Genomic DNA, 23,086 nt, shown 5'->3' on the forward strand with positions numbered 1-23,086 from the left:
TATGAAGAGGACCTATTTGGTACTGGCGCTGTACACAAGTGTCTTCGTAATTTTTGGGCTGGTGTTCATTTATAGTGCCGGAATAAGTATGGAGGCGAGACACCCCGACGTGACTGCTTCCGAGTTTCTAGAGAAGCAGCTGATAGCTTATGCAATGGGTCTTGCGGGTGCTCTCATAATGATATATATGAAAGGTTCCTGGCATTTCAAGAACGCCTTTACCATCTATTATCCGCTTACGCTTATCATGCTGGTTGCCGTGCTCTTCTTCCCAGACAGGGGTGGGTCAAACAGATGGATAGATATTGGTAGCTTCTCACTCCAGGTCTCGGAGTTTGCAAAGATCTCTTTGCTTCTAGTTCTTGCAAAATATTTCGGAGGTTTAAAGAAGAGAAATTTCCTGACAACTTTTCTGATCCCTCTAGGAATTCTTACGCCACTTGCCATACTGGTATTTATTGAGCCGGATCTCTCTACCACTGGGATTATCGTTGCAATTGCCTTTGTCATGATGATAATCGGCGGTATCAAAATGCGTTATTTAGCGCTAGCACTTATCTTCGTTGTAATTTTGGTGCTAGTTCTGTACAGTGGCGGATTCATGGAGGATTATCAGATTCAGAGGATAACCTCCTTCTTGACTTCTTTAACCGGCGAGGAACATGAGCAAGTCTCATACGCCCTTATGGCGATTTCTTCGGGCGGTCTCACCGGTAAAGGTCTTGGTATGGGACTTGTCAAATATTACCTGCCCGTAAGCTACTCCGACTTCATTTTTGCAGTTATTGGAGAGGAACTCGGTCTCGTTGGATTGCTTGTGCTAATGCTTGCCTATGTTGGCTTTATAAGAGAGCTTATCGTTGTCGGTCTCAGAGGCTCAAGAACACTCGAAGGCAAGCTCTACATAATTGGATTCGCTCTTTACATAATGATCCAGGCCACGATTAATATTGCCGTAAATTTGGGTCTCTTTCCACCTACTGGTGTCACACTCCCCTTCGTAAGTTCGGGGGGTTCTTCGATAATGTCATTGATGATCGGTTACGGACTGGTCTTCTCAATACTCTTAGAATCTGAAGAAGAAAAAGAAAAGGGACTCCAGAATGAAAAAACTTAAGGTTGCCTTTTGTGGCGGGGGAACCGGAGGGCACTATTATCCTGCAGTTGCAATTCTGCATGCCCTGAGTCGTGTAAGAGAAATAGAGCTATTGTATTTCACGGTTTGGGGAAAGATAGATGATAGAAGTGTTGAGAGAGATTTCCCCGGGGTAAGGAAGATGTCACTGAAGCTCACTGGACTGAAAAGGCCCCTGTACAGTCCTGCCAATGCCAGTATTTTCTTTTCGCATCTCAGAACTGAAAGGTCTGTAAAGAGACAGCTTGCCGAATTCAGCCCCGATTTCCTTTTTTCAACGGGAGGATACGTTTCCTATCCAGTTGTCAGAGCGGCAAAGACTCTTGAAATACCCATTTACATTCATGAACAAAACTCGATAGTTGGGATAGCAAATAAGAGATTGGCCAAATACGCAAGGCGGTTCTTCATTTCATTTGAGGAGAGTGGAAGAGATCTTGAACTTCCAAAAGAAAGGATTGTTTATTCTGGAAACCCTGTGAGAGAATCGAAGATCACAAGAAATGAAGTAATGAAGAGATTCGATCTTCCGGATAATAAGCCCCTCATTGTAGTGCTCGGCGGAAGTCTTGGATCCGAACTGATAAACAGAGCGTGTGAAGGGCTTTACGAAGAGATTCAGAGCAATGATTGCGAACTCAGTTTTCTTCACTCAACCGGCGATGAAAGCTCGGCAATTTCGCTTAGACGGTTTCCTTTTGTGCGAGCCTTTTCTTACATAGAAGACCTTACAGACGCCATTGCGTGCGCGGATCTAGTTGTGTCAAGAGGAGGAGCTACTACAATCGCCGAGCTACAGTATTTTGGAAGAAAGGGTATAATAATACCGTGGAGCGGCGCGGCAGAAAATCACCAGTTTTACAACGCTCGCTCACTGGAAAGAGTTGGACTTGGTTATGTTATACTGGAAGGGAATTTGACCTCCACAGCTTTGAGAATTGCAATAAATGAAATGTTGCATAGAAAGATCAGCTACAAACCTCCAAGAAGACCAGTTGAGATTGTATTGGATAATATACTCCGGGAGGAATCGATTTGAAATATCACTTTATTGGCATTGGCGGAATTGGTATGAGCGGTCTGGCAATGCACTTAGCATCTGAGGGTGACCAGGTTTATGGATCGAACTATGAAGAAAATGAAAGAGTAGCTTACCTTCGGGGGAAGGGTATTGGTGTTTTTATAGGTCACTCCTATGAGAACTTCGAAAAACCGGATGTCGTTGTAAGAACGACAGCCATAAAACAGGGCAATCCCGAATTGGAAAGAGCTATCTTCGAGAGCGTCCCCACAATTTACAGGATGGAGCTTCTAAAGAGTCTTCTTTTGAGAGATACTTCTGTTTGTATAACCGGAACTGATGGAAAGACGACCACTACTGCAATGGTTTCAAAGATACTGATAGATTCTGGAAGAGATCCCACAGTCTTTCTCGGTGGCATTAATCCCATTTTGAAGGACGGAAACTACAGGAAGGGCAGAGATTTAATCGTCAGCGAACTGGACGAGAGCGACGGTTTCTTTGCTTCTTTCAAGCCTGACTTTGCCGTGATAACAAATGTAAGAGGCGATCACCTCGAGCACTACGACAACTCATTTGACAATCTCAAGAGCCACTTCAGATACTTCTCCAGAAGTGTGGGAAAACTACTGGTGACAAACGCCGATGATCCTGCTTCAGAGAGGATTTTCACGGATACTCTAACGTTTGGTAGAGACAGGGGCTACTACCGCTTCACGGATAGATCAACCGGAATAATGAATCAGACTTTCAGATGTTTTAGAGGTAATGAAGACCTTGGTCTTTTCAAGTTAATGATCCCTGGAGAGTTCAACGTATACAATGCCACAGCAGCCATTGCTTTAACCCATGAAATGGGGGTCCCAACTGAATCCATCAGAAATTCTCTTGAATCATATAGATCTGTGGACAGAAGGTTCACGTTCAGAGGGCTCGACGATTTCAGAAACCTCTTCTTCTTCGATGATTATGCTCATACCCCCGATGAGATAAGCAGTACCATTCGAGGAGCTCGAGAGTTCTTTCCCGGTAAAAATGTCATCGTGGTTTTCCAACCTCACAGGTACTCAAGACTGGTAAGAGAGAACGGCCGTTTCGCTAACTCCCTAAAGGACGCTACGGAAGTTTGTGTTTTTAAGCTCTACGAAGCCTATGAAAAAGGACAGTATGCGATTGACGAGACCGAGGTCTTGAAGGGTCTTAGCAGCTATGGAGTTCCTGCTGTCCACGCAGTTAACTACTCGGAAATACTTGAGTGGTTGGAAAAGAAGAGAGACGCGGTAATCCTTTTTCTTGGTGCGGGAGATATTACCGAAGCCTCAAAGATGAGCGCTCTCAAGCTTTGCGAAGCACATTAGTGACATTTAGAGTCTGACAGACGGCGCAGCCTGTGCAACCCACCCATCTGCAATCGCCGGTCGTCTCTTCTCTTAGGGCTTTTTCATATTCCTCGATAAAAAAGCGTTTTGAAATACCAAGTGAAATGTGGTCCCAGGTGAGTTCATCCTGAGTAGAGTAGCCTTTCATATAGTCTTGTACGTCTACTCCCTCTGCCTTGAAGGCTTCTTGCCATATTGAAGCATCGAATTCCTCGTTCCACTCGTCAAAGATCGCTCCAGACTTGTAAGCCCTTAGTATTGCCCTGCCTACTTTTCTGTCGCCCCTACTTAGCACACCTTCAACTGTACTGCTGGATGGATCGTGGCAGCCGAGCTGTATTCCCCTTCCCGACAGCTTTCTCAAGATTCCAAGCCTTCTTGAAGCCTCTACCTCGCTAATCTGGGGCGAGAACTGGAACGGTGTATGGGGTTTTGGTATGAAGATTGCAGCAGAAACAGATACTTCTTTAAAACCGACAGCCTTCACTTTTCTAGCCAATCTGACTATCTCTTCAAGATCTTCATCCCTCTCGGTAGGCAGACCAATCATAAAATATAGCTTCACTCTTTGCCAGCCACTATTTTTGGCAGCCTTAACGGTAGCCATCAGATCGTCCTCGGAAACATTTTTGTTTATTACATTTCTGAGGCGCTGAGAACCTGCTTCCGGAGCAAATGTTAGGCCGGTCTTTCTTATTGACGCGATTTGTGAGGCTATCTCGACTCCAAAAGAATCTATTCTAGTACTGGGAAGAGAAAGCGCAACTCTCTGCGGCTCAAGTAAAGGCAGGATCTCTTCGGTCAGGACATCTATAGAGGAGTGATCCATTGTCGAGAGTGAGAGAAAGGAGAGCTCATCGTATCCCGTTGCCTTGAGTACCTTCTGCACGGATTCCCTTAGCTCATCGACTCCACGTTCTCTAACAGGCCTGTAAATCATCCCCGCCTGGCAGAATCTGCAGCCGCGATTACAACCCCGCATCACTTCCATGACAGCTCTGTCGTGAACGGTTTTCATGTAAGGAACCAGTGGAGAGGGGTCTATCTCGTAGTCAGAGAGGTCGGCAATAACTGCTTTGACGACCTTTCTTCTTCCTAGTGAAGGAACATAAACTCCCTGAATCTTTGATAACAGTTCCAGAAGTTCCCTTCTTCTGCCAGATCTAAGTAGTTCTATGTTTTCTCTTACTTCACTGCAAATCTGAGGTGTTACGGCCTCTCCGTCTCCAATGACAAAGGCGTCGAAATAGTCGGCCATTGGCTCTGGGTTGGTCGAACATGGACCGCCACCCAACACTATGGGCTCCGTAGTTCTCTCTCTCTGTAGAATGGGAATGCCTGCAAGTTCAAGCAGCGCGAGCACATTACTGTAGCAGAGCTCATACTGAAGCGTTATTCCAACGATGTCGAATTGGGCAGCGGCAGTGTATGTCTCTAATGAATAAAGGGGGATACGAGCGCTGATCATTTCGTCGATCATGTCCTTCCACGGAAGGTAAGCTCTCTCTGCATAGAACTCATCGGTTTTATTGAGCTCTTTATAGAGGATCTTCAGACCTAAATGTGACATACCGACTTCGTATGTGTCTGGAAAGGAGAGAAGGATACGCAGCTTGCCGTCTGGATCCTTAATGACGCGATTCAGTTCCTTGCCGATGTACCGGCTAGGTTTTCCGACTTTGTTTAGCACTCCCGAAGAGACTAGCCATTTCCTAATGTCGTCAGAGTTGATCATCAAACCGTGAATTCAGTGGAAATAAGAAACATCAATCTAACGAGATTGTCGTAGTCTTCCATCGAAATATGTTCCGTTTCGGAATGAAGATACTTAACTGCCATGGCGAGTGGAACCATCTTTGTCCCCTTCTGCTGGAAGGGGATTCCATCTGTTCCTCCGCCGGTTACCCCCACCTGAAGAGGAATATCCCTTTCTCTTGAAAACTCCATAAGTCGTTTTCCGAGACCGTAATCACCCAGTGATGAAGTATCCGACATTCTTAGTACCGGTCCATTCCCGGGCCTAACGTGACCTGTAAGCCTTGAACAGCATGCAAAAGAATCAACGGGAAAAAAGAGATTCGGCTTCAGCCTTTCGGATAGTGCCCTTGCTCCAATCAATCCGATCTCTTCCTGTACAGTCCAAGCAAGAACAATCCGTCTGTCGAGGTCGGTCTCCATAAGCATATCGAGAAGATCCAGAAGGGCAAGACAGCCAGATCTGTCATCAAGGGACCTAACTGCCACATATTTATCGTTAAGTATTGAGATCTGTTTTCTGAATACTGCGTAATCAAGAACCTCTATTCCCAGTGATGCAGTTTCTTCCTTTGATGAAGTGCCAACATCTATTACCTGGTTCTGCCAGGAAAGATCGGTTTTTTCTCGGAGATGGGGAGGTGTCATACCTATCACTCCATCTATGGACTCGCCGGAAGAGGTTATTACATCCAGGTGTCTTCCTACTAGAAGCTCATCGGCAATTCCTCCAACCTTCTTGAAGCTCAATGAACCGTCGGAATTCACACCAGTTACTAACAATCCAATTTCATCCATGTGAGCTGCAAAAGCGATTGTTGAATCTCCGTTGCCTACTTCTAAAACAACGTTTCCCAGATCGTCCACAAAGGGTTCTACGCCCTCGGGAAGCATCTCGATAATCTTTGCTCTAATCATCTCTTCTCTTCCGGTCATGCCCGGAACAAATACAACTTCCGTAAGCCTATCCAAATTCATGAAAACACCTCCCTAACAATTATAGCCTAAGGCCAAGAAGTTAGGAAGTTAGACTCACAAAGACGTTCAGGACAGTTATAATCGAAGATGATAGCATTTGACTGAGGAAAGTAATTGGTCCATCTTAGAACCATTATTCAGATCCTATGAATGGAGGAGATTTTGTGAGCAATCGAGAGAGACTGGAAAAACTCAAAGACGACTGGAAGAGAGAAAGAGTCATACCTCTCCTGAAAAGGTTTCCCGAAAGAAAGAAGGAGTTCAAGACATCATTTGATGGACCGGTTGAGATTCTCTATACACCTAAGGAGAACGAAGATTACGAAGAGAAAATCGGATTCCCCGGCCAGTATCCCTTCACACGGGGAGTTCAACCAACCATGTACCGTGGAAGACTCTGGACAATGAGACAGTATGCGGGTTTTGGAACAGCCGAAGAGTCTAACCAGAGATACAGATATCTTCTCTCTCAGGGACAAACTGGCCTTTCGGTGGCATTTGATCTTCCGACTCAGATTGGATACGACTCAGATGACCCCATGTCGGAAGGCGAAGTAGGAAGGGTTGGAGTCGCGATTGACTCGCTTGAGGACATGGAGACACTTTTTGAAGGAATTCCTCTCGAAAGAGTCAGTACTTCTATGACTATCAACTCTACAGCTGCGATTCTTCTTGCGATGTACATCGCCGTTGGCGAAAAACAAGGTGTGGATCCTTCAAAGCTGACAGGAACGATTCAGAACGATATTCTCAAAGAGTACATAGCCAGGGGAACCTACATTTTTCCACCAGATTCATCTATGAGGTTGATCACGGACATCTTCGAATACTGCTCAAAGAACCTCCCCGACTTCAATACTATAAGCATTAGCGGATATCACATAAGAGAGGCCGGAGCCAATTCAGTCCAGGAGATCGCCTTCACTTTGGCAGACGGTATTGCCTACGTACAGGCGGCCATAGATGCAGGACTCGATCCCAATGTTTTTGGAAAGAGATTGTCCTTCTTCTTCAACTCACATAATGGGTTCCTTGAAGAAATAGCTAAGTTCAGAGCAGCGAGAAGACTTTGGGCCAGAATAATGAAAGAAAGATTCGGTGTAACTGACGAAAAGGCAATGATGCTGAGATTCCACACTCAGACTGGAGGATCTACTCTGACCGCCCAGCAACCCATGAACAATATTGTGAGAGTGGCATTTCAGGCATTAGCGGCCGTTCTTGGAGGCACTCAATCACTTCACACAAATTCGTTCGACGAGGCTCTCGGTTTGCCAACAGAAGACTCCGTCACGATAGCCCTCAGAACGCAGCAAATAATTGCTTCCGAAACCGGCGTTGCAGATACTGTCGATCCACTTGGCGGAGCTTACTTCATAGAGGAGCTTACAGACAGAATGGAAGAACTGGCGATAGACTACATTCAGAAAATCGATGACCTTGGGGGCATGGTTGAGGCCGTCCGCAATGGATTTGTGCAAAAGGAGATCCTTGACAGCGCCTACAAATATCAGGTTTCTATCGAAAACAAAGAACAGATAATCGTAGGTGTAAATGAGTTTGTAAGTGAAGACAAGGAAGTCAAAGATATTCTCAGGCTGGATCCTGCAATCGAAAACAGGCAGAAAAAGAAGATCGAAATCCTCAGAACCAGAAGAGACAATGGCAAAGTCGAGAGTCTGCTTGACGATCTCAGAGAGGCGGCAAGGGGTAGTGATAACCTCATGCCGTTCATACTTAAGGCTGTCAAAGCCTATGCTACTCTGGGAGAGATCGCGAATGCTCTTAGGGACGTTTTCGGAGAATACACCGAAGCCGTTATTCTCTAGAGAGGGGTGGAGACGATGAAGATCAAGGTACTAGTGGCAAAGCCAGGGTTAGATGGACACGATAGGGGAGCAAAGGTTGTTGCTATGGCGCTCAGGGATGCGGGAATGGAAGTGATATACACGGGCCTCAGGCAGTCTCCCGAATCTGTTGTGAAAGCCGCCCTTCAGGAGGATGTCGATGTCGTAGGACTCTCCATACTCTCAGGCGCTCACATGAAGATCTGCAGCAAAGTTCTACAGTTGATGAAAGATTCGGGAATTGGAGACAAGCCCGTCTTTGTTGGTGGAATTATCCCTCCAGAAGACGCCGAAGAGCTTAAGAAGGCAGGGATCTTCGAGGTTTTTGGACCGGGAACTTCCCTGAAATCTATCGCAGAAAAGATTGAGAAAACGGTAAAGAAATGAGATCCATGGAACTAAAGATAGATCAGTTAAAGGTTTCCAGAGTTTTGAGTATAATAGAAAACGACACGGACGAAGCCAGGAAGATAATCGACAAACTACCTCAAAGAGACTACTTCGTAATTGGCGTTACAGGGAGCCCGGGAGCAGGGAAATCATCCTTAACCGACCGCCTTGCATGTATGAGTGCAGTTGAGAAGTCAACGGCCGTTGTTGCGATAGATCCTTCAAGCCCGTTCACAGGAGGAGCCTTTCTTGGGGATAGGATAAGGATGAGAAGGGCTACCGATGATCCCGGGATTTTTGTTAGGTCGATGGCTAGTCGCGGAAATGTTGGTGGACTGAGTCCTTCGATATACAACACGGTTGAGTTTCTCGGTAGAAGCGGTTACGACTGGATTTATGTCGAGACAGTTGGAGCCGGCCAGTCTGAGACGGATATTGCAAATCTCGCCGATATAGTGGTTCTCGTATTGGCACCGGGTCTTGGAGACGATGTACAGACAATGAAGGCCGGTATTATGGAGATCGGTGACATATTTGTTGTAAATAAGAGTGATCTCCCCGGCTCCGATCAGCTGTTTTCGAGAACAAGAGCAATCCTTGAGCTCTCTGGAAAGCAATTACCTGTCGTCCGAACGAATTCCATCAAGGGCAACGGAATTGAAGAGCTTCACAAGAAGATCGGAGAAATTTTGGAAGACTATATAAATTCGGGAAAGCTATCCGAAAAGCGAAGAAAGCGCGACCTTTACAATAACTTGAACAGCGCGTACCAGATTATAAAGGAACACTACGCTGAAAATGCTAAACTTGAAGAGTTGATAAAATATCTTCTAGAGAATATCGGGAGGTAGTCGAAGTGAGATCCGACAAGATAGACCATATAGGCATAGCCGTTAGATCAATCGAGGAAAGACTTTCTGTTTACAGAGATCTGTTGAAGCTCGAACTAACCGGGATCGAAGAGCTTCCCGATCGTGGTTTGAGAGTTGCCTTCGTGAAGGCCGGCGATACGAGAATCGAGCTACTCGAACCGATATCTGAAGACAGCCAGATATCAAAATTCCTCGAAAGCAGGGGAGAGGGAATTCACCACATAGCCTTTCATGTAGACAATGTTGAAGCTGCGATCGAAGAAGCTGTTTCACTGAATTTGAAACCGCTTTCGAAGGAGGCCGAGATTGGGGCAGGAGGAACGAGAGTGGTATTTCTCCACCCAAAGAGCACAGGCGGAGTTCTAATGGAACTTGTCGAAGGACACCACTAGGGGGCGAACGATGTGACCGGTAGACTTGAAGACTTCTTTGAAAAAAACGAAAAGATCACCCTAGGCGGTGGTCAGGACAAGATTGAAAAGCATCACAAATCTGGAAAGCTTACTGCCAGGGAGAGAATCGACGCTCTCTGCGATGAAGGAAGCTTTGAAGAATTCGACAGATTTGTGAAGCACAGGGCCACCAGTTTTGGTCTTGAAAACAAGGAATTTCCCGCCGACGGCGTGATAACCGGCATAGGAACCGTCAACGGGCGAAAAATCGCCGTCTTCTCTCAAGACTTCACGGTACAGGGCGGCTCCCTTGGAGAGATGCACGCGAAAAAGATAATGAAGGTACAGGACATGGCCATGAAGCTCGGCATACCAATCGTCGGCATAAACGATTCCGGTGGTGCGAGAATTCAGGAGGGCGTTGATTCACTGTTTGGCTACGGTGGAATTTTCCACAGAAACACTCTTTCCTCAGGAGTTATCCCGCAAATAACTGTTATCTGTGGTCCATGCGCTGGAGGAGCCGTTTATTCGCCGGCAATTACCGATTTCATTGTAATGACGGACAAACACTCTCAGATGTTCATCACGGGGCCACAGGTTATAAAGGCCGTTACCGGTGAAGAGACCTCTATGGAAGAACTCGGGGGAGCACTCGTACATAACACTAAGAGTGGGAATGCTCATTTCCTAGTACCAGACGATAAGAACGCAATGCTCTTGGTAAGAGAGTTGCTGGAATACCTTCCGCAGAATAACTCGGAAGAGCCTTTGAAGACAGAATCGACCGTCAGTGATCCTGTTCTGGAACTTCGAGAAATAGTCCCGGACAATCCGAAGCAGTCATACGACATAAAGAAAGTTATCTCTCTTGTCGTAGATGATGGTAAATTTCTGGAAGTACACGAACACTACGCCAAGAATATGGTCATAGGTTTTGCAAGAATTGGCGGTAGATCCGTAGGAATTGTGGCAAATCAGCCCTCAGTATTTGCGGGTTCTCTAGATATAAATGCTTCCGACAAAGCCGCAAGATTCATAAGGTTTCTAGATGCTTTCAATTTGCCTATTATCACATTCGTCGACACGCCCGGCTTCCTCCCCGGGATATCTCAGGAACACGGAGGAATAATCCGTCACGGAGCCAAGCTCCTCTATTCTTACAGCGAGGCCTCCGTCCAGAAGATTACGCTAATTCTGCGAAAGGCCTACGGAGGGGCATATATTGCAATGGGCAGTCAGCATCTCGGCGCGGACATCGTTTTTGCTTGGCCTGGGGCAGAAATCGCCGTGATGGGCCCTGAAGGAGCAGCAAATATCATATTCAAGAGAGAAATAGATGCTTCCGACAACCCCGAGAAAACTAGACAGGAAAAGATAACGGAATACAAAGATGTGTTTGCCAATCCCTTTGTCGCCGCCGGGAGAGGCTATATAGAATCGATAATAGACCCGGCTGAAAGTCGAAGGGAGATTATCAGGGCCCTGGAGACACTGGACACGAAGGTCGAAGGCAGACCTTCGAAGAAGCACGGGAATATTCCGCTTTGAGGTGCATCTGATGCCAGATTATGTTCAGATAACCCTCATAGGAGTTGCCATTGTTTTTCTTGTTCTCGCAATGCTGTACGTAATTTTCAATGTTCTAGGGAAACTGCTATCCAGAGAAGAGGGGCACGGAATGAAAGCCGTTAGTGAAAAGACCACTTTCAACTCTGTATTGGCGCCTCTGAGGAGTATAGCGGACGATGAGGAAGAAGTTATTGCGGCGATAGCCGCGGCGGTCAACGCCGTAATCGGTCACAGCGATTTCAGAATTAGAAGTGTCTCTCCGGTTCCCTCGGCCAGAGCTTCGCAGTGGAAACGTAGAGAACCGACCGTCTACTGGAAAGTGAGGAGGAGCAGAAATTGAGAAGATTTATAGTGCGAGTTAACGGTAAGGAATACGACGTCGAGATTGAGGAGCTTTCTTCGGCGGCAGGTTCTAATCCGGTGAGCGCAGCTCAGAAACAGGAGACTGCTCAAAAAGTAGAAGCAGTGGAAAGACCCAAACCTACAGAGACGGTTAGGGAGGCTGAAAAATCGGTTGAACCCGTACAGCATACCAGTGGATCGGGAAAAGGGATCGACATACTTTCTCCGATGTCAGGCACTATACTCGACGTGCTCGTGTCTGTTGGAGATTCGGTCTCCCCAGGTCAGAAAGTTGTGATGCTGGAAGCCATGAAGATGGAGAACAGTGTTCTTTCAGAAGATGCAGGTACTGTGAAAGAGATCAGGGTAAAAAAAGGAGATAACATAGACGCAGGCGAAGTAATGATAGTACTGTCATAGGAGCGGTGATTACCGCTCCTAATGTTTTTGCATGAGCAACTACTTTTCGCAGTTGATTTCGTGCAAGCCGTTCTTCTTCAACAGAAGGGAGATAGGATGGATTCAGCAGACAGAAACCTTGCTACAAAGGCTAGAGAGCTTTCCCTTAGGGCCTTCGGGGTCTTTCCCGACATACCCTTCTCCTTCAACTCCAGACTTAAGAGGGTACTTGGCAGGCTTGTTTACTCTAAGAGCCGTGAGATGCTGACGCCGCTGAGGATCGAAATCTCTTCTTCTATATCCGACAATGAGGAGCTTCTTAAGAAAACCTTGCTTCATGAGCTTTCCCACTTCTATTTGATGATGAACGACAGGGACTTCTCTCATAATTCTCCGGAGTTCCGCAAGCTCTCTCAAGAGTTGGGATTCGATATTGTGGCCGAATATGAAGGACTTCCGGTACACATATGGGTATGCTCTGTATGCAAGAGGACAGTCGCAATTTCCTTCAACCGTAGAAGGAAGAACGGCTTGTCTTCTTGCTGTAAAGCTCCTATAGAACTTCAAGGAAAATAATTCTAACAATACTTGCCTTTTTGGAAATTCATCTGTTATAATTATTTATACCTAATATCTAAGTGGTGATATTTATGGGGACCTATAAGAGGCTTACAAAGGTGCTTGTATATTTTCATGAAGATTATTTTGTTCCGATAAAATTCAGTTATGATGGTATAAAAATAATCGTAAATGCTGTCACTTCTTTTTGGGTAGAGGCTGTGGGAACCCAGAAAGTCTACCATTTTTCCGTATTGACGACACTTGGAGCTTACAATCTTGAATTCGAAGAAGATTCGAAGAAGTGGTACAGCTATACTCTTGGGGGTTGATTGTCTTGAAAGGAATTTCTTATGTATCTCATATAGATATGGATGCGTTTTTCGCAAGTATCGAGCAGGCGGCAAATCCAACTTTAAAGGGCAAACCGATAGCCGTAACGGGAATCGGAAAGAGGCATTCGGTAGTGACTTCGGCGAGTTACGAGGCTAAGAGATTCGGGGTCAAATCTGGAATGGCCTTCTTCGAGGCTGTTAAGCTCTGTCCCGATCTGATAGCTGTTGGAGTACAGTCAAAGAAATACGGCTATGTCTCGAAAGAGATCATGAAGATGTTGACGTCGGTATCGCCCAGGGTAATGGTTGCAAGTGTGGACGAGGCTTATCTAGACCTGAGCTTTCACACCAGGCTGGAGGAATCCATAAATAGATTTATTTCCTTCAAAAGAGATTTGAAAGAGAGATTTGGAATAACGGCCTCCGTTGGAATATCGGTAAACCCGATAATATCTAAAATCGCAAGTGATTATTCAAAGCCAAATGGGTTTGTAGTTGTCAAAGATGGTATGGAAAGAGAGTTTTTGAACGAGATACCCGTGAAAGACGTTCCGGGGATCGGAAGACACACACTAATAAAGTTGGAATCTATGGGGTACAGAACGACAGGGGAGCTTTTAAAAGGGTTGGATGACTCTCCGATGGATCTTTACACAATGTTTGGGAACGCCTTCATGGGTTTTCTCCAGAGCCTTAAAAACAACAGGTTTTCCAGAAAGGAGTTTTTCAAAGAAGAAAGACCAAAATCCGTGGGTCATTCAATGACACTTTCGGGAGACATAAGCGATTTCGATCTCATAGTTAGAGTAACTAATTTCCTGGCGGCAAGGGTAATCTACAGGATGGGAAGATACAAGATGGAAGGTTCCGGTATCAGTCTCTTCTTGAGATATGCAGATAGAAGCTCCAAGGCTCTTTCAAAGAAGTTGAGTTTCACAATTTCATCGATAAAGGATATTACGGAGATCACCCCCTGGCTTATCAGATCAATCTGGAACGGTACATCTGTGAGGGCAATAGGAATATCGTGCTGGGCTCTAAGCGAAAAGAAGAATCAAAGACAGCTCTCTCTCTTTGAAAAAGAAAAAGAACTTCTGGAAACTGTGCTGGAAATAGAGAAGAAGTTTGGGGAATACGCTATATTCCCGGGAAATATACTATTCCTTCCCGACATCAGAAAGCTTGAGAAACCTTCTGATCTCCATTACCAGGGCTTCTGCCGTCGCGAGGTTAGTTGCTAACGGCTTATTGTGAACATCGCACACTCTTAGAAGTGCGCTTACATCCGGTTCATGAGGTTGAGCCGTTAGCGGGTCTCTCAAAAAGATGACGAAATCGATTTCATCGCTGGCAACCAGGGAGCCTATTTGAAGATCTCCCCCCAAGGGGCCTGATTTGAAGGAAGTGAGCTCTAGTTTCACTTTCTCCCTTAGGATGTTACCGGTCGTGCTGGTTGCAAAAAGGGCGCACTTTTTGAAGACATCTACGTGCTCCCTTACGAACATTATCAGATCTATCTTTTTCTTATCGTGAGCTATTAAAGCAATTCGTGGTTTTTCGCTCATGGCTACCTCCGTTATCTGACAAGAAGATGATAACACATTCGGGCCATCGAAATTTCAAGCGGTTAGCTGAGGTGAGTCGATCTGTCCCTTTCATTTAACGAGATAACACTATACGGAGAGGCAATAACAGACCCGGAATCAACTGTCCGGGGAGGATTTTTTAGAGTGATGATCTTCGGTTACAGAAGTGCAAGGGAGACAGAGGAGATCTTCGATATCCGTTTTGACGAAAGGAATTCAAAAAGAGTCTTTGCCGAGATATATAAAGGTTGCTATCTGTTGATCAGAGGTGAGGTAAGGGTAAGAAAGAGCGTATATATAAGGCTCAGAGATTTCACTGTAACAACCAGACCCCACGACAGAGACCTAGACATAGACATTCCAAGAATACTGATACATATAAGGAGCGATTACTTCTGAAAGGTTTCGTAGTATTTACTTCTGAGTTCAGTGAATATCGATCTATCGACTACAGTCTTGAACTCCTCTATTTCGATGAGAAGATACTCGTCGCCTACCCTGTCGGTTATTTTCACGTACTCTATTTTCGGAAAGTAGCCTTCTTTTCTCAGCAAAGAGACGTGGATATGCATAAGATTTGGAAGATAACCCCCACCACCGAGAAGGCCGAGAACTTTCAGCCTTTGCTCGGAAGGATCGATCATATAAATCCTTCTCTCCTCTTCGGTACTTACTGTCCAGGTGAAGTTTCTCGAATCAAGGAGACCGCTGAAGAAATCCTCAATTAACTTCGCAATAAAATCCGTCTGGTAAGTAGATTTGTACTGCTTCCAGGGGTCGCCGTCCACAACGCTGAAGACCACTTCCTCCCTGATAAGATAAACCAGAGCTATCTTACTCAGTTCGTCCGGCTCGAAAAACTCTATGTAAAAATCCTCACCGCCGACCATGATAATTCTTGCCTTCAAATCTAGGTCTCTGTATCCTGAATCGGCACTTTCAGTATCGGCTAAATGAAAGTGAATCCCAACCAGTGCGTCTATATCGCCCGCTTCAACGACTTGCTGGATAAACAGGGTCAGGTCATCGTATACACTTTCAGAAGCGAGCAACGATGCTCCGACAAGCAAAGAAAAAGCGATGACGAGTACCAAGCAATGTTTCATCTTGTCCACCTCTTCGCGAGATTATAACATGCCAGGAGAAAGAGAAAAATGATAAGATCTGATTTAGGGGTGATGATTTGAAAGTAGCGTTTCCCGACCAAATGAGGAAAATAGATAAAACTATAATAGACAGCGGAGTGCCTTCATTACTTCTAATGGAAGAAGCAGCTCGCAGTGTCTTCGAAGAGATTAGAAGATTCAGCTTGAGTAACGCAGTCGTCCTATGCGGCGGAGGTAATAACGGGGGAGACGGATACACAGTTGCAAGGTTGCTTCTATGTGCTGGAATTCGTGTAAAGGTTGTTCAGTGCTATGTTCCCTCGACGGTTGACTGTAAAGCGAACGCAACTTTGTACAGTTCGCTTGGCGGCCAGATCATAGTAATCGGAGAGAAGACCGACGTGGAGGAACTCCTTTCAAAAGCTGACATAGTAATCGACGCAGTCTTTGGGACTGGGTTTCACGGAGACCTCGAATCAGGAGTCGCACAGATATTTGATTTTGTTAATCGACTGGACGTAATCAGGCTGGCCGTGGACATTCCCTCCGGAGTGTCTGGATTCGATGGCAGCATTTCAAAATCCTGCTTCAGGGCTCACAAAACGGTTACCTTTGGATTGGCCAAGACAGGCCATTTTCTCTATCCGGGGCGCGAGTTCTGCGGCGATATAGTGGTAGGAAGTGCAGGCTTTCCAAAGAATGTGATGGATTCTCTTGCTGAGCCAGAAATCATTGATGATGAGATGGTTTCAAAACTCATTCCGGAAAGAGCTCCTAACAGTTACAAAGGCACGTTCGGTTCCGTGCTTGTTGTAGGGGGAAGCAACATTTATACAGGTGCTCCGTATCTCTCCGCTCTAGGGGCGTTCCGATCTGGTTGTGGAATGGTCTACACATACACCCCTAAGGGATCTGCAACCGTTATAAGAAACAACCTTCCCGAGGCCATCGCTTATGAAAGTCGGGGGGACTTCCTCATCCCAGGAGATATCGAGCTACTTCCAAAAATCATGGAAAAAATCGACTCGATTGTTGTTGGTCCGGGTGCTGGAAGAGAAAAAGAAAGTATTGAGTTCATTCTTAAATTGCTCCAGAGTTTCCCGGATAGAAATTTCGTCGTAGACGCAGATGGACTTTACGCTCTCTCAAAGGATCTCTCGGTCCTCGCCCGATCTGAAAGAATCATAATAACGCCGCACATTGGTGAGTTTGCGCGGATGAACGAAGGTAAGACTGATCTCAAATCCTTCATTCAGTTTTGCGTTGGTAACAGAACAACTGCCATTCTGAAGGGGGCTTCGTCTGTACTATGTGATGACAAAGGAAAGATAACCATAAATACGACGGGGAATACCGGTCTCGCAAAGGCAGGGAGCGGTGACCTTCTTTCAGGAACTATTGCCGGTTTCGCTTCACAAACGGGCGAACTGACCAAATCGGCGATACTTGCTATGTATTTCATGGGCAGAGCTGCAGAGCTATCGATTGTTTCAGAGCCCTGCAACTCAGCTTCTCAAATAGCCGATTTTTACTCACTGGTTTTTAAGGAACTGGAACAGAAGTGAAGGGGAAGAATTAATGGAACTCAATCATAATGTCTCTCAACGTCTCGAACAAAAACTCGGACTTTCTCTCAAAGCTCAGCAGGCTTTGAAGCTCCTTCAACTGAATTCAATGGAAATTACGGCCGAGTTAGAAGAGATAGTTCAAGCCAACCCGCTTCTTGAAATGAAGAGAGAGGATTATGAGCTAATAGAAGGGAAAAGCGATCTGGAAAGCTCTCCAGAAGACGAGGAAAATACAGAAGATGGAGATCTTTACTCACTTCCCGAAAACAACTCGATCTACATGAAACCTGAAAGTACTGACAGGGATGGATGGGACTTCGACCGGATTGAAGCACAGCAACCAACGTTCAGAGAAATACTCAGAGATTTCGCTTTCTATATCCTTGACGATGATCTTTTCTCCCTTTTCGAAATACTCCTTGATTACATGGACGATCTAGGAATGCTTACTGAGGATCTGGAAAAGATTGCTCGCGAGAATCACTGTTCCGTCGATGGGCTTTGCTGTGTCATCTCGACTATGAGGGACGGGGGTTTCGACGGCATCTTTGCATCTTCAAGGGAAGAGATAGAGGCCCTGTTGGGACCGGGTCTCTTCCCTTCTTCGGGATACAGTGACGGCGCTTTTGTAAGATACGTTGAACCAGATCTCTATATAGAGTTTATCGATGAGAAGTTCATTGTTACGGTAAGGGACTATTCACTTGTACTTAGTGTTGACGAGTCGTATGAGGAGATCATGGAACACGGCGAAAAAACAGCAAAGAAATATCTTGAAGAGAAACTCGAGGAAGCAAAGTTCTACATAAGCGCTCTCGAAAGGAGAAAGGCAACGCTGATAACAATTGGCAACGAAATAGTGATAAGGAACGCGCCATTTCTACTTAAGACCAGCGAAAAGATAAGACCGTTGAAGATGAATTCAGTTGCCGACAAGATAGGAGTTGTAGTTTCAACGGTAAGCAGAGCTGTTAAGGATAAGTTCGTTCAGACTCCTGTAGGGACTTTTCCGATCAGGTACTTCTTTGGAAATTTGCAGGAGAAGGAACAGGCTCTTGAGGTGATTGCCGAAATTGTCAGAGGCAACCCAGACATTTCAGATGCAGAGCTTGTTATCGTGCTTAACAACAGAGATATCAGCATAGCCAGAAGAACCGTCAATAAATATAGAAATCAGTTAGGACTGGGGAAGTCGAAATGAAGACGAAGGCCCTGCTGTTTGTAGGTGGACAATACATATCTACTATTGAGTTCTATTTCAGAAAACTCAATGAGACATCATTTGTTTCGGCCGCCGATTCAGGGGCAGAAATGCTTAAAAGCCTGGGGAGACATCCCGATCTCCTTGTAGGCGATATGGATTCCGTAAGCCAGGAGACCCTCCAGTGGTGCAGAGGAAGAGGATCGCTTGTGTTAATTTATCCACCCGAGAAGGATGACACAGACACCCAAATCGCGCTTCAAGCCCTTGAGGAGCGTGGTTTTTCAAATGTAGAAATCTTTGGCGCAACGGGTCTCCGGCTAGATCATTTCATGGGGACCTTAGCGTCTATATATGGTCTAAGACACACTCTCAAAGCTACTATTATCGAAGAGAACGTCGAAATCGGTATGGTCTCTAGAGAAATGACCCTCTTTGTAAATCGAGGTGAGATCTGGTCCCTCTTTCCATATGGCGGCCAGCAGACAATAGTCTCTCTTGAAGGTTTCAAATTTCCACTAACCGACGCATCTCTCGATTATGGAAAGCCGCTTGGCGTTTCAAATGAAACCGTTGATGAAGAAATACAGATTTCCTGCAAGGGAGGCACTGCCTTATATTTCAGATGGTTGAAAAGGTACTAGTGCTGTCCGATACTCACGGTGCTTTATCGCCTTTGACGAGAATACTTGAAGAAGTAGGTCAAAATACTTTGATCATGCATAGTGGTGATTTCCTATATCACGGTCCAAGGAATCCTTTGCCTGAAGGATACGATCCAAAAGGACTTGCAACTCTTCTAGCAAAGTTCAGCGGCAGAATTGTAGGCGTCAGAGGTAACTGCGACAGCGAGATAGACCTCGAACTTGTCGGATTGGAAAATGCGGCGAGCGCACTCACATTGCTGATAAACGATTTAGGAATCTTCATTTCGCATGGCCACATGAAACACGAGGTGCCTTTCGAACGTGGAATTGTAATTTCCGGTCATACCCACATTTCCCTCCTCAGAAGAGATAATGGGATCATCTTCATGAATCCGGGCAGCCTTTCTCTGCCTAAAGACCAGACCGGTGGCTCCTGCGGGACAATCGACTTCAAAAAGGGGATCATATCTCTCAGGAACAGCAATGGCTTTGAGCTCAAGGCTTTGGCTCTCTAGCGGCGCTTGCTTTCGATAAACATGTGACTGAACCCATGATATAATAAATATCTGGGTGATGAATATGGTTTTGAGATGGCATGGACATTCGTGTTTTTCGCTTGAGTGCGATGGAAAGACTCTTTTGATCGATCCCTTCGATGAAGGCGTCGGTTATGAGTTGCCCGAGGTTAAGCCGGACATTATTCTGGAATCTCATCAGCACCACGACCACAATGCACACAACCGATTTGAGTCAGGGTACATACTTGTGAATCAGCCGGTGAGCGAGAAAGTTTACGGTTTCATTATCAAAGGCCATCCCACATTTCATGATGATGTTGAAGGAAAGAAACGCGGTAAGAATATCATCTTCGAGGTGACAACTCCCGACGGATTCAGAGTTGTTCACTGCGGCGATCTTGGCCACCGACTGGGCCCAGACTTAACAGAGACATTGAAGAGTCCTGATATTCTCCTTGTTCCTGTCGGTGGAGTGTATACGATTGATGCAGGGTTAGCTCGAGAGCTTACTAGAGATCTAGCTCCCTCTTACGTCGTGCCGATGCACTTCAAGACGAAGGACCTCACTTTCCAGCTTGCGGGAGTTGAAGACTTTCTTGCCGGAGAGCCCTTTGAACAGTGTGAAAAGCTGGAACTGAAAGAAAAGGCGAATGTGGGAACCAGAGTAGTAGTCCTCAAATATCGTTGATCGAGGGCATAAAATGGATGAAAAGAGAGTTTTATCTCTCCTAGGAATAGGTAGAAGGGCAAACAAGGTTGTGTTTGGTAAAGAACAACTAAGAAGTTACTTGAGGCAGCCATTCAAGAGGAAATCTTTGATTCTGGCTAGCGATACCAGCGATTCGATAAAGGAAGACTGGGTAAAGAGGTGCAAGAGCCATGGGGCAAGCTGTATCCTCCTCAAAGAACACGACCGCGTCGCTCTGGGAAGGGCCATCGGCAAGGACAACATATCTGCAGTGGCAATTGCCGATGACGGCCTTGCAGACGAAATCTCAAAGATAATCACACAGGCGGGAGGTGACTGAGCTATGCCAAAAGCCAGAGTGTACGAGCTTGCTAAGAGACTTAATATAACGGCAAGAGAGCTGCTGGATGAACTTGAGGAGCTCGGTGTTACCGTCAAGAACCATATGTCAGTTCTTGACGAAGAGACCGTGAATATTATCGTCGGTCTCTATGAGGAAGAAAAGAAAGAGACTCTGAGGAAGGCCGAAAAGGCGAAGAGCAAGATTCAGGAAAAAGAGGCAAAAAAACTTGAAAAGAAACTGGTCTCCATAGAGGAGCCGCCAACCGAGAAGAAAATACCGGTTGAACATAAAGCAAGGACAATCAAGCTAAAGAGTAATGAATTCAAGCTCGATGTACTCGCGAAGAAAATGAACGTTCCTATTTCTAAGGTGATCAAGGATCAGTTTATGAACGGCATAATACTTCGTCCCGGTCAGATACTTTCTCTTGAAGACGCGATGAACATTGCTAAGAACTACGAATGGGAAGTGGAACTGATACATGAACAGGAGATCAATCCTTTTGATGCTATTGTAAGTGCATACTCCGATGCTTATAAGGAGAGCTCCAGACTTGTTCAGAGACCACCTGTTGTGACTGTAATGGGGCACGTCGATCATGGTAAGACCACCCTTCTTGACAGAATAAGGAAGGCAAAAGTTGCTGAAGACGAGATCGGTGGAATTACACAGACGATCGGTGCCTACCAGGTCGAAATAAGAAATAAGAAGATAACATTCATCGACACGCCAGGGCACGAAGCTTTTACCGAAATGAGAGCTAGAGGCGCTCAGGCGACGGATATCGTAGTTCTTGTTGTCGCGGCGGACGATGGAGTTATGCCACAGACCATAGAGGCATATAACCACGCCAAGACAGCGAACGTTCCCATAATAGTTGCAATAAACAAGATCGATAAACCGAACGCCAATGTTGACCTCACAAAACAGCAGCTTGCTTCAAAGCTTGGACTTGTTCCAGAAGACTGGGGAGGAGACACAGTAATGGTTCCCGTATCTGCCAAGACTGGAAAGGGCGTGGAAGATGTCCTCGAAATGATACTCCTGGTTGCCGAAGTAGCCGATATCAAATGCATCCCGGAAGGAAATGCAAGAGGTATTATAATAGATTCCAGGCTGGACAAGGCAGTGGGCCCGCTAGCTACTCTGGTGATCAAAGATGGGGTGCTGAAACCGGGAAGCTATGTTGTTGCGGGCTCGGCTTCAGGCAGAGTAAAAGCGCTGATAAACGAATATGGAAAGCGTGTTAAGGAGGCTAATCCATCCGACCCGGTACAGATCATTGGTTTTGATGAGGTGCCAGATGTACATAGCATAGTATACGCAGTTGATGATCTCGATACCTCCAGGTCTCTGGCGGACTTTGCGAGAAGTCAAGCCCAGAAAGAGAAATCTGTCACCACCAAACGCCACGTCAGACTCGAAGAGTTCCTGTCAATGACCGGAACCACCGATGAGAAAAAGGAACTTAAGCTTATATTAAAGGCAGATTCTTTTGGCACTGTCGAAGCCTTGAAACAGGCAATGGCTAAGCTTGAGAACAGTGACGTGAAGATTGAAGTAGTTCATTCCGGTATAGGTTCAGTGAATTCAAGTGACGTGATGCTTGCATCTGCATCCGACGCAGTTATAATGGGGTTTAAGGTAAAACCCGATGCAATGGCGAGAAAGCAGGCCGAAGTTGAAGGAGTTCAGATAAAGGTCTACGAGATAATCTTCAATCTGATAGACGATTTGAAGAAAGCTCTTGAGGGGCTTTTAGAACCGGAAGAAGTCGATGAAGTAATCGGTCATGGCCATATAAAGCAGCTTTTCAAAATTAGTAAGGTTGGGACCATTGCAGGTGTACAGATCAACGACGGATATGTATTGAAAAAGGGCAAGATGAGAGTTTACAGAAGAAACGAGGAAGTGGCAGACCTTGCAATAGAAGTCTTAAAACACTACAAGGATGATGTAAGCCGAGTCGACGCCCCAAAAGAGTGCGGAATCAAGGCGGTAGGCTTCGATGATTTCCAGGAAGAAGATCAGTTAGAGTTTCACAGCAAAAAGAGCGTAAAGAGAACAATAGATTTCACCGAATAAGTCCCCGTTAGATGAAAGAGGTCCCTTTATGGGGCCACTTTTTTTCGGATGAGAGGCCTGGACAAAGTGGCATCGGTTTCAGAAGAGAAAACTCTTATCAACAGAGCGGATCTTAGGTCCCGAGTCTGAATCTGGCGAGCAGAAGCGCTGCACCGTTCATGATTCTCAGTTTTACCGAGCACATCGAACATCCGTAACTTTCCGTAACACATTCACTATGTCATCAGATTTATTCCAGGATCTGGAGTTGTAAGACCGTGGTCGGAGGTCGGGGGTTCGTAAGAGCAAGAGAGACTCGTTGACCGTTGAGAGGTTCCCCGTTCGCCGAGAACAGCGTATGACCACAGATGGGAAAGAAGTACCACAAGT

At 45.8% G+C, this 23,086-nt stretch carries 25 protein-coding genes; 21 read left to right on the plus strand and 4 right to left on the minus strand.

What is annotated here, in order from left to right:
- Position 1 precedes the first annotated feature (1 nt).
- Genes V513_RS01870 through murC form a run of 3 tightly spaced genes read left to right on the plus strand, consistent with a single transcriptional unit; the run spans position 2 to position 3,514 of the window.
- A complete protein-coding gene (locus tag V513_RS01870) occupies positions 2 to 1,117 on the plus strand; it encodes an FtsW/RodA/SpoVE family cell cycle protein (RefSeq protein ID WP_099771450.1) in 1,116 nt (371 codons plus the stop codon).
- Positions 1,104 to 2,174, plus strand: a complete 1,071-nt coding sequence (locus tag V513_RS01875; protein WP_099771451.1) for a UDP-N-acetylglucosamine--N-acetylmuramyl-(pentapeptide) pyrophosphoryl-undecaprenol N-acetylglucosamine transferase — start codon at positions 1,104 to 1,106, stop codon at positions 2,172 to 2,174. Before V513_RS01870 ends, V513_RS01875 begins: the two co-directional genes overlap by 14 nt.
- Positions 2,171 to 3,514: a UDP-N-acetylmuramate--L-alanine ligase gene (murC, locus tag V513_RS01880; RefSeq protein WP_099771452.1), complete on the plus strand. Its 1,344-nt coding sequence runs from the start codon at positions 2,171 to 2,173 to the stop codon at positions 3,512 to 3,514. The genes V513_RS01875 and murC overlap by 4 nt, the downstream gene beginning before the upstream one ends.
- On the opposite strand, the gene V513_RS01885 is transcribed toward murC, so the two are convergent.
- Both V513_RS01885 and V513_RS01890 read right to left on the minus strand, forming a co-directional pair.
- Positions 3,492 to 5,270, minus strand: a complete 1,779-nt coding sequence (locus V513_RS01885; protein ID WP_099771478.1) for a radical SAM protein — start codon at positions 5,268 to 5,270, stop codon at positions 3,492 to 3,494. The two genes, murC and V513_RS01885, sit on opposite strands and share 23 nt — an antisense overlap.
- Complete coding sequence (locus V513_RS01890) at positions 5,270 to 6,268, minus strand: M42 family metallopeptidase (RefSeq protein WP_099771453.1); 999 nt, start codon at positions 6,266 to 6,268, stop codon at positions 5,270 to 5,272. Before V513_RS01890 ends, V513_RS01885 begins: the two co-directional genes overlap by 1 nt.
- A 164-nt stretch (positions 6,269 to 6,432) precedes the next feature.
- On the opposite strand from V513_RS01890, the gene V513_RS01895 reads away from it, so the two are divergent.
- The 10 genes from V513_RS01895 to V513_RS01940 all read left to right on the plus strand — a co-directional run bounded on the left by V513_RS01895 (position 6,433) and on the right by V513_RS01940 (position 14,216).
- The gene (locus tag V513_RS01895) at positions 6,433 to 8,097 is read left to right on the plus strand and encodes an acyl-CoA mutase large subunit family protein (protein WP_099771454.1); all 1,665 of its coding nucleotides are present in this window, start codon (positions 6,433 to 6,435) and stop codon (positions 8,095 to 8,097) included.
- Between the two features lie 15 nt (positions 8,098 to 8,112).
- Positions 8,113 to 8,502, plus strand: a complete 390-nt coding sequence (locus V513_RS01900; protein ID WP_099771455.1) for a cobalamin B12-binding domain-containing protein — start codon at positions 8,113 to 8,115, stop codon at positions 8,500 to 8,502.
- A gap of 5 nt (positions 8,503 to 8,507) precedes the next feature.
- Positions 8,508 to 9,356 (plus strand): methylmalonyl Co-A mutase-associated GTPase MeaB, encoded by an 849-nt coding sequence (gene meaB, locus V513_RS01905; RefSeq protein ID WP_257211879.1) that lies wholly within the window; start codon positions 8,508 to 8,510, stop codon positions 9,354 to 9,356.
- 5 nt (positions 9,357 to 9,361) lie between these two features.
- Positions 9,362 to 9,769: a methylmalonyl-CoA epimerase gene (gene mce / locus V513_RS01910; RefSeq protein WP_099771457.1), complete on the plus strand. Its 408-nt coding sequence runs from the start codon at positions 9,362 to 9,364 to the stop codon at positions 9,767 to 9,769.
- Between the two features lie 12 nt (positions 9,770 to 9,781).
- Complete coding sequence (locus tag V513_RS01915; RefSeq protein WP_099771458.1) at positions 9,782 to 11,320, plus strand: acyl-CoA carboxylase subunit beta; 1,539 nt, start codon at positions 9,782 to 9,784, stop codon at positions 11,318 to 11,320.
- 10 nt (positions 11,321 to 11,330) lie between these two features.
- The gene (locus tag V513_RS01920) at positions 11,331 to 11,681 is read left to right on the plus strand and encodes an OadG family protein (protein WP_099771459.1); all 351 of its coding nucleotides are present in this window, start codon (positions 11,331 to 11,333) and stop codon (positions 11,679 to 11,681) included.
- Positions 11,678 to 12,103, plus strand: a complete 426-nt coding sequence (locus tag V513_RS01925; RefSeq protein WP_099771460.1) for a biotin/lipoyl-containing protein — start codon at positions 11,678 to 11,680, stop codon at positions 12,101 to 12,103. The genes V513_RS01920 and V513_RS01925 overlap by 4 nt, the downstream gene beginning before the upstream one ends.
- A 96-nt stretch (positions 12,104 to 12,199) precedes the next feature.
- Entirely contained in the window at positions 12,200 to 12,658 is a 459-nt protein-coding gene (locus tag V513_RS01930) for a SprT-like domain-containing protein (protein WP_099771479.1), read from the plus strand.
- Between the two features lie 74 nt (positions 12,659 to 12,732).
- The gene (locus V513_RS01935) at positions 12,733 to 12,972 is read left to right on the plus strand and encodes a hypothetical protein (protein ID WP_257211880.1); all 240 of its coding nucleotides are present in this window, start codon (positions 12,733 to 12,735) and stop codon (positions 12,970 to 12,972) included.
- Between the two features lie 5 nt (positions 12,973 to 12,977).
- Entirely contained in the window at positions 12,978 to 14,216 is a 1,239-nt protein-coding gene (locus tag V513_RS01940) for a DNA polymerase Y family protein (RefSeq protein WP_099771462.1), read from the plus strand.
- Here V513_RS01940 and V513_RS01945 read toward each other — a convergent pair.
- Positions 14,133 to 14,540, minus strand: coding sequence for a methylglyoxal synthase (locus tag V513_RS01945; protein ID WP_006487072.1), 408 nt, complete (start codon positions 14,538 to 14,540; stop codon positions 14,133 to 14,135). The genes V513_RS01940 and V513_RS01945 overlap by 84 nt on opposite strands.
- A gap of 168 nt (positions 14,541 to 14,708) precedes the next feature.
- On the opposite strand from V513_RS01945, the gene V513_RS01950 reads away from it, so the two are divergent.
- Complete coding sequence (locus tag V513_RS01950) at positions 14,709 to 14,960, plus strand: hypothetical protein (protein ID WP_099771480.1); 252 nt, start codon at positions 14,709 to 14,711, stop codon at positions 14,958 to 14,960.
- Here V513_RS01950 and V513_RS01955 read toward each other — a convergent pair.
- Positions 14,951 to 15,667 (minus strand): hypothetical protein, encoded by a 717-nt coding sequence (locus tag V513_RS01955; RefSeq protein ID WP_099771463.1) that lies wholly within the window; start codon positions 15,665 to 15,667, stop codon positions 14,951 to 14,953. The two genes, V513_RS01950 and V513_RS01955, sit on opposite strands and share 10 nt — an antisense overlap.
- Before the next feature lie 77 nt (positions 15,668 to 15,744).
- Here V513_RS01955 and V513_RS01960 point away from each other — a divergent pair, with 77 nt between their 5' ends.
- From V513_RS01960 to infB, 7 genes are all read left to right on the plus strand, one after another.
- Positions 15,745 to 17,232, plus strand: coding sequence for an NAD(P)H-hydrate dehydratase (locus V513_RS01960; RefSeq protein ID WP_099771464.1), 1,488 nt, complete (start codon positions 15,745 to 15,747; stop codon positions 17,230 to 17,232).
- Between the two features lie 13 nt (positions 17,233 to 17,245).
- Positions 17,246 to 18,436, plus strand: coding sequence for an RNA polymerase subunit sigma-54 (locus V513_RS01965; protein WP_099771465.1), 1,191 nt, complete (start codon positions 17,246 to 17,248; stop codon positions 18,434 to 18,436).
- Positions 18,433 to 19,080, plus strand: coding sequence for a thiamine diphosphokinase (locus V513_RS01970; RefSeq protein ID WP_099771466.1), 648 nt, complete (start codon positions 18,433 to 18,435; stop codon positions 19,078 to 19,080). The genes V513_RS01965 and V513_RS01970 overlap by 4 nt, the downstream gene beginning before the upstream one ends.
- Entirely contained in the window at positions 19,080 to 19,598 is a 519-nt protein-coding gene (yfcE, locus tag V513_RS01975) for a phosphodiesterase (RefSeq protein ID WP_257211882.1), read from the plus strand. The genes V513_RS01970 and yfcE overlap by 1 nt, the downstream gene beginning before the upstream one ends.
- A 64-nt stretch (positions 19,599 to 19,662) precedes the next feature.
- Positions 19,663 to 20,289 carry an MBL fold metallo-hydrolase gene (locus V513_RS01980; protein WP_257211883.1) on the plus strand — a complete coding sequence of 209 codons (627 nt, stop codon included), beginning with the start codon at positions 19,663 to 19,665 and terminating at the stop codon, positions 20,287 to 20,289.
- 13 nt (positions 20,290 to 20,302) lie between these two features.
- Positions 20,303 to 20,629 (plus strand): L7Ae/L30e/S12e/Gadd45 family ribosomal protein, encoded by a 327-nt coding sequence (locus tag V513_RS01985; protein ID WP_006487088.1) that lies wholly within the window; start codon positions 20,303 to 20,305, stop codon positions 20,627 to 20,629.
- 3 nt (positions 20,630 to 20,632) lie between these two features.
- Complete coding sequence (infB, locus tag V513_RS01990) at positions 20,633 to 22,717, plus strand: translation initiation factor IF-2 (RefSeq protein WP_099771468.1); 2,085 nt, start codon at positions 20,633 to 20,635, stop codon at positions 22,715 to 22,717.
- Positions 22,718 to 23,086: the final 369 nt, after the last annotated feature.

Source organism: Mesotoga sp. H07.pep.5.3, from assembly GCF_002752615.1.
Lineage (GTDB): Bacteria > Thermotogota > Thermotogae > Petrotogales > Kosmotogaceae > Mesotoga > Mesotoga prima.

What these genes read in the sequence shown, in the direction of transcription:
- V513_RS01870 (WP_099771450.1), top strand. Translation starts at nt 2, where the DNA reads ATGAAGAGGACCTATTTGGTACTGGCGCTGTACACAAGTGTCTTCGTA.
- V513_RS01875 (WP_099771451.1), top strand. Translation starts at nt 1,104, where the DNA reads ATGAAAAAACTTAAGGTTGCCTTTTGTGGCGGGGGAACCGGAGGGCAC.
- V513_RS01885 (WP_099771478.1), bottom strand. Translation starts at nt 5,270, where the DNA reads ATGATCAACTCTGACGACATTAGGAAATGGCTAGTCTCTTCGGGAGTG.
- V513_RS01890 (WP_099771453.1), bottom strand. Translation starts at nt 6,268, where the DNA reads ATGAATTTGGATAGGCTTACGGAAGTTGTATTTGTTCCGGGCATGACC.
- V513_RS01900 (WP_099771455.1), top strand. Translation starts at nt 8,113, where the DNA reads ATGAAGATCAAGGTACTAGTGGCAAAGCCAGGGTTAGATGGACACGAT.
- meaB (WP_257211879.1), top strand. Translation starts at nt 8,508, where the DNA reads ATGGAACTAAAGATAGATCAGTTAAAGGTTTCCAGAGTTTTGAGTATA.
- V513_RS01920 (WP_099771459.1), top strand. Translation starts at nt 11,331, where the DNA reads ATGCCAGATTATGTTCAGATAACCCTCATAGGAGTTGCCATTGTTTTT.
- V513_RS01930 (WP_099771479.1), top strand. Translation starts at nt 12,200, where the DNA reads ATGGATTCAGCAGACAGAAACCTTGCTACAAAGGCTAGAGAGCTTTCC.
- V513_RS01935 (WP_257211880.1), top strand. Translation starts at nt 12,733, where the DNA reads ATGGGGACCTATAAGAGGCTTACAAAGGTGCTTGTATATTTTCATGAA.
- V513_RS01945 (WP_006487072.1), bottom strand. Translation starts at nt 14,540, where the DNA reads ATGAGCGAAAAACCACGAATTGCTTTAATAGCTCACGATAAGAAAAAG.
- V513_RS01950 (WP_099771480.1), top strand. Translation starts at nt 14,709, where the DNA reads ATGATCTTCGGTTACAGAAGTGCAAGGGAGACAGAGGAGATCTTCGAT.
- V513_RS01955 (WP_099771463.1), bottom strand. Translation starts at nt 15,667, where the DNA reads ATGAAACATTGCTTGGTACTCGTCATCGCTTTTTCTTTGCTTGTCGGA.
- V513_RS01965 (WP_099771465.1), top strand. Translation starts at nt 17,246, where the DNA reads ATGGAACTCAATCATAATGTCTCTCAACGTCTCGAACAAAAACTCGGA.
- V513_RS01970 (WP_099771466.1), top strand. Translation starts at nt 18,433, where the DNA reads ATGAAGACGAAGGCCCTGCTGTTTGTAGGTGGACAATACATATCTACT.
- V513_RS01980 (WP_257211883.1), top strand. Translation starts at nt 19,663, where the DNA reads ATGGTTTTGAGATGGCATGGACATTCGTGTTTTTCGCTTGAGTGCGAT.
- V513_RS01985 (WP_006487088.1), top strand. Translation starts at nt 20,303, where the DNA reads ATGGATGAAAAGAGAGTTTTATCTCTCCTAGGAATAGGTAGAAGGGCA.
- infB (WP_099771468.1), top strand. Translation starts at nt 20,633, where the DNA reads ATGCCAAAAGCCAGAGTGTACGAGCTTGCTAAGAGACTTAATATAACG.